At 66.3% G+C, this 4380-nt stretch carries 6 protein-coding genes; 4 read left to right on the forward strand and 2 right to left on the reverse strand.

Features of this window, described 5'->3' with window-relative positions; translation table 11 throughout:
• Both QOI01_RS09295 and QOI01_RS09300 read left to right on the forward strand, forming a co-directional pair.
• On the forward strand, positions 1-611 hold a 611-nt coding region (locus tag QOI01_RS09295), incomplete at its 5' end, for a TetR/AcrR family transcriptional regulator (RefSeq protein ID WP_526380149.1).
• Positions 612-751: 140 nt separating this feature from the next.
• Positions 752-1318 carry a YceI family protein gene (locus tag QOI01_RS09300; RefSeq protein ID WP_526380151.1) on the forward strand — a complete coding sequence of 189 codons (567 nt, stop codon included), beginning with the start codon at positions 752-754 and terminating at the stop codon, positions 1316-1318.
• Between the two features lie 90 nt (positions 1319-1408).
• On the opposite strand, the gene QOI01_RS09305 is transcribed toward QOI01_RS09300, so the two are convergent.
• Complete coding sequence (locus tag QOI01_RS09305) at positions 1409-2458, reverse strand: phosphotransferase (RefSeq protein WP_526380153.1); 1050 nt, start codon at positions 2456-2458, stop codon at positions 1409-1411.
• 90 nt (positions 2459-2548) lie between these two features.
• Between QOI01_RS09305 and QOI01_RS09310 the strand changes: the two genes are divergently transcribed.
• Positions 2549-3595: a TIGR03857 family LLM class F420-dependent oxidoreductase gene (locus QOI01_RS09310; protein WP_526380155.1), complete on the forward strand. Its 1047-nt coding sequence runs from the start codon at positions 2549-2551 to the stop codon at positions 3593-3595.
• Between the two features lie 25 nt (positions 3596-3620).
• Positions 3621-4229: a TetR/AcrR family transcriptional regulator gene (locus QOI01_RS09315; RefSeq protein WP_526380157.1), complete on the forward strand. Its 609-nt coding sequence runs from the start codon at positions 3621-3623 to the stop codon at positions 4227-4229.
• Positions 4230-4293: 64 nt separating this feature from the next.
• Here the strand turns inward: QOI01_RS09315 and QOI01_RS09320 are convergent.
• Positions 4294-4380 (reverse strand): SDR family oxidoreductase (locus tag QOI01_RS09320; RefSeq protein WP_526380159.1); only part of this gene is annotated, 87 nt, incomplete at its 5' end.

The raw sequence follows: 4380 nt of genomic DNA on the forward strand, positions 1-4380 counted from the left end.
ATGTCCGCCCGGCGATCGGTCGGCGTGACCGAAAGCGCCTCGAGACGCGAAATGGCTTGGCGGCCGTCGCGCTTGAGCTCTTTGCCGAACGGGGCTTCGACGCCGTCACCGTGAACGACATAGCGGATCGCGCCGATGTCGACCCCTCGACCTTCTACCGACACTTCGGGTCCAAGGAAGCGGTGATCTTCTCGGATCTCGGCGACTGGACCGGTCACCTCGGCGACGCCGTGCGCGCCCAGCCCGCCGAGCTGCCCCTGCTCGAGACGATGCGCACGGGCATCAAGGACCTTGCGGCGAATCTGATGGTCGACATCGACAACGAGCGCCACCGCGCCGAACTCACCAAGTCCTCCCATAGCGTCCGGGCCCAAGGGCTCGCCGTTCGCGAGGCGCTGATCGAGGGGGTGACTCTGGCCATCGCCGACCGCATGGCCGTTGACCCAGCACGCGACAGTCGACCGTACCTGCTCGCTGCCTCTTGCATCCTCGCCGCCAACTGGTATCGCGACTACGTAGTGCGGACCGGCGACATGCCCATTTCCGCCGAAGATGCAGTCGATCGCATCATCGACCTCGTCCGGGGTTTCGTTGCCGTGTCCGCCGAGTGAAATGCTAGCAACACTATATTGCTAGTGACTAGCGGTATACTGTAATTTGCACATATTCGGGCGGTGTGTCCGACGCCACCAGGGGTCCGGGCTTGCACCGGTCGTCTCCACCACTGCCACCATCGAGGAGCGTTCCGAGCATGACCACCGCATCAACCACCAGCGTCTCGCTACCCCTGGCCCCCGGCCGGTGGGCGGTCGACCCGCACCACTCGTTCATCGGGTTCACCGTCCGGCACCTCGGCGTGTCCAAGGTGCGGGGGCGCTTCAACCGCTTCGACGCCGAGATCGTCATCGGCGAGACACTAGACACGACCACCATCGTGGCAACCGTCGACGTCGCATCGATCGACACCGCTAACGCCGACCGCGACAAGAACGCGCTGTCGCCCGCCCTCTTCGATGTCGCCAAGCGTCCGACGATGGTGTTCCGCTCCACTCGGGTCACCGGTGCAGGTTCGGAGTACCGGGTTGACGGCGAATTGACGATCGGCGAGGTCACCCGTCCGACCACCCTCGCCGTCGATTTCGGCGGCATCGAGAGCTTCCCGGGCGGTCCCCGCCACGCCGGCTTCGAGGGGACGATGGAGGTCCGCCGCAAGGACTTCGGCATCGATGTTCAGCTCCCGCCCGGGGTCAGTGCCGTCATGCTCGGCGAGGTGGTGAAGGTCGAGCTCGACCTCGAGCTGCTCGAGCCAGCCAGCTGACGGCACCGTTCGCGATCGCGGCCAACGCCATCCGGCGCCGCTTGTTCCACAGCTCGAAGTTGTAGGCCTCCACGACCTCTCATGGTGTCCTCATGACGCCAGCGTCGTGGCCTCGACGTCGACTGCCGTGGCAGCCCATCGTTCGATGAGCGTGAGGACGAGATCTCGCGCTCGCTCGCCGAGCGTGGACCAGCCGAGTATTGCGCCCAGCGGGAACACCACCAGGAGGGCAGTGGCACGCAGGTACTGGTCCCACGCGGTGTCGTCGTCGATGGAGAGCCCGGCGGAGCGGAGTGCGAGGACGTAGCGGCCGACCAACTCGCGGTCGTGCCCGCGACGGACGGTCGTGTCCAGGCCCTGGGAGAGTAAGTAGGCGACGTCATAGATGCCGCTGGCCCGCGTGCAGAACTGAAAATCGACGACGGCTACGTCGTTGCCGGCGAAGAACAGGTTGTCGATCCGCAGGTCGCCGTGGGCGAGGCAGGCCGGATCTGTCAGCGAAGCCGCCAACCCGAGGGTGAGATCGGGCAGGCGTTCAATCAATCGGTCGATGGCGGGTGGGTGGTCGTGTCTGCGGTTGGCGAGATAGGTCTCCCACCCGAGCGGGATGACGGCGCCGAGTTGTCCGACGTGGTCGACCACCGAGGGAAAGATCGCTGGATCAAGGGATGGGCGGTTGGGCGAAGCGCCCCAAGCGTGGAATTCGGCAAGGCGATCGATCACCAGGCCGGCCCGGCCGAGTTGCAGGCCCTCCAGATGGTCGGGCGCTTCGAGGAGGCCGAGATCTTCGAGCAGGAGCACCATTGCCCCGGATTCCTCGAACTCCGCGTAATACGCGCGTGGCGTTCGCAGCGGGCAGGACCGCGCGAGGTCCCGGTAGAACACGACCTCGCGCTCGTACACGTTGGCGCCCTTGGCCGTGGCCCGGTACAGCGCGGACGTCGCAGGGACTTTGAGGATGAGGCTCGCGGGCCCGTCGCCCTGCAGACGTAGGCGAAATATGTCGGACAGGAAGCCGGTGCCAACCGCGATCTGTTCGGTGGCCACCCCCATCACGGTGCCATCAGCTGCGAGCGCACCGTCAGCCCGCAGCACTGCAGTTAGCCACTCGGGTGTCACCTCCCCAATCGAAATCGGCATCGACGCAGACGAATTCCCGGCCACAGGACTCATGCCGCGACAATATCTCGTTTATTTGCGGTTCCGCAACTATCTACATAGGCTGACGGGATGCAGGAACTACTGCCCGAACTCGGCTTCTATGTCTTGGGTGGCGCGCCGGAGTCTCCCCGCGCTCTCATCGACGAGGTTCGCGATGCTGAGGCTCTCGGCCTCGGCGCACTCTTCATCTCCGAGCGGTTCGACCTCAAGGAGGCGGTGACCCTGTCGGGCGCCGCCGCCGCGGTCTCCAATCGTCTGCGCATCATCACCGCGGCCACCAACCACAACAGTCGCCATCCGATCGTGACCGCCTCCTACGCCACGACGATGCATCGCATGACCGAGGGGCGCTTCACGTTGGGCCTCGGTCGTGGCATCCCACTCCTTCTTGACGCCATGGGGCTGTCCCGCATCACCACGGACCAGCTTGAGGACTTCGTCGGCCTGATGCGCCGCCTCTGGAAGGGAGAGGCGATCATCGGCCACAACGGCCCAGCCGGGTCGTATCCGTTACTCCGTCTAGATCCAGACTTCGACGAGACCATCCCTCTTGGCCTGGTGGCGTTCGGTCCCAACTCGCTCGCACTCGGCGGCCGATTGTTCGACGACGTCATCTTGCACACGTACTTCACCGATGAGACCTTGGCCCGCTGCGTCGGCATCGTGAAGGACGCGGCCGCTCACGCCGGCCGCGACCCGGCCGACGTGCGGGTGTGGTCCTGTTTCGCCACGATCGGCGATCACATCCCCGAGCCGCTTCGGCTCAAGAAGTCCGTCGGGCGGCTCGCCACCTACCTACAGGCCTACGGCGACCTGCTCGTCGAAACCAACGGCTGGGACCCGGCGGTACTGGCCCGCTTCCGCGCCGACCCGCTCGTCGCTGGCTTCACCGCTTCGATCGACGGACACGCCACGACCGACCAACTCGAGCACGTCGCCACACTCATCCCCGAGGAGTGGCTCGCAGCCGCGGCTACGGGCACACCCCAGGCGTGCGCTCGCGCCGTCCGCGGCCAGCGCGCCCTCGGTGCCGACGCCGTGATCCTCCACGGCGCCACGCCCGACGAACTCGCCCCGGTCGTGACCGCCTACCGCGAGGGCCAAACCGGCCCGTAGGGGATCGGGCGGGCAGAATCGTGGAATGCCCGCTTCGTTCCAACGGCCGACGCAAGCCGAACGGGTCGACGAGTCCACCCATCGCCTGCTCGAAGCGGCCGCCCAGCTCATCGCCGAGCAGGGTTACCACCGAACCACCGCAGCGCAGATCGCGGAGCGGGCCGGCTACAGCAGGGAGATGGTCCGAGTGCGCTTCGGCTCGAAGGCCGGACTCATCGCCGACATCCTCGCCAGTGATTACGAGCGCCGCCTCGTCAGTGCGCGAGCGCCGTCGGCCACGACTGGGCTCCGTCGACTGCGCGGGTCAGCGCATGCACTCAAGGAGCTGGCCGACGAATCGTCCGTCTTCCTGCGAGCGGTCTTCGTCCTGAACTTCGAAGCCGCCACCTCGATCCCCGATCTTCAGCCTCGCATCGCAGCGTGGCTGCAGGACGTTGAACGGGACTTCCGGGCGCACGTCGCCGAAGGCATCGCTGATGGCTCCATTCGGTCCACAGTCCGGCCCGAGACAAAGGCCAGAGAGCTCCTGGCCCTCACCATCGGGTCGGCCTACCTGTTCTTGCTTGACGGGGACCAGACCGACCCCAGCCGACTCCTCCAGGGGGCACTCGACGACATCGAGGCCCACGACTGACCTTCCGCGGCCGGGGACGGCGAGGGCAGCGAAACGGCGCCCCCGCAGGCGTAGCCGCCGATGGCTACTCGCGCAACATCAGTCCACCGTCGACGGAGAGAATCTGGCCGGTAATCCAGCTCGATTCGTCAGAGAGCAGGAACGCGAGCGT

Source organism: Mycobacterium sp., assembly GCF_032162605.1.
Taxonomy (GTDB): domain Bacteria; phylum Actinomycetota; class Actinomycetes; order Mycobacteriales; family Mycobacteriaceae; genus Mycobacterium.

Coding starts and splice junctions, on each gene's coding strand:
- QOI01_RS09300 (WP_526380151.1), top strand. CDS start 752: ATGACCACCGCATCAACCACCAGCGTCTCGCTACCCCTGGCCCCCGGC.
- QOI01_RS09310 (WP_526380155.1), top strand. CDS start 2,549: ATGCAGGAACTACTGCCCGAACTCGGCTTCTATGTCTTGGGTGGCGCG.
- QOI01_RS09305 (WP_526380153.1), bottom strand. CDS start 2,458: ATGCCGATTTCGATTGGGGAGGTGACACCCGAGTGGCTAACTGCAGTG.
- QOI01_RS09315 (WP_526380157.1), top strand. CDS start 3,621: ATGCCCGCTTCGTTCCAACGGCCGACGCAAGCCGAACGGGTCGACGAG.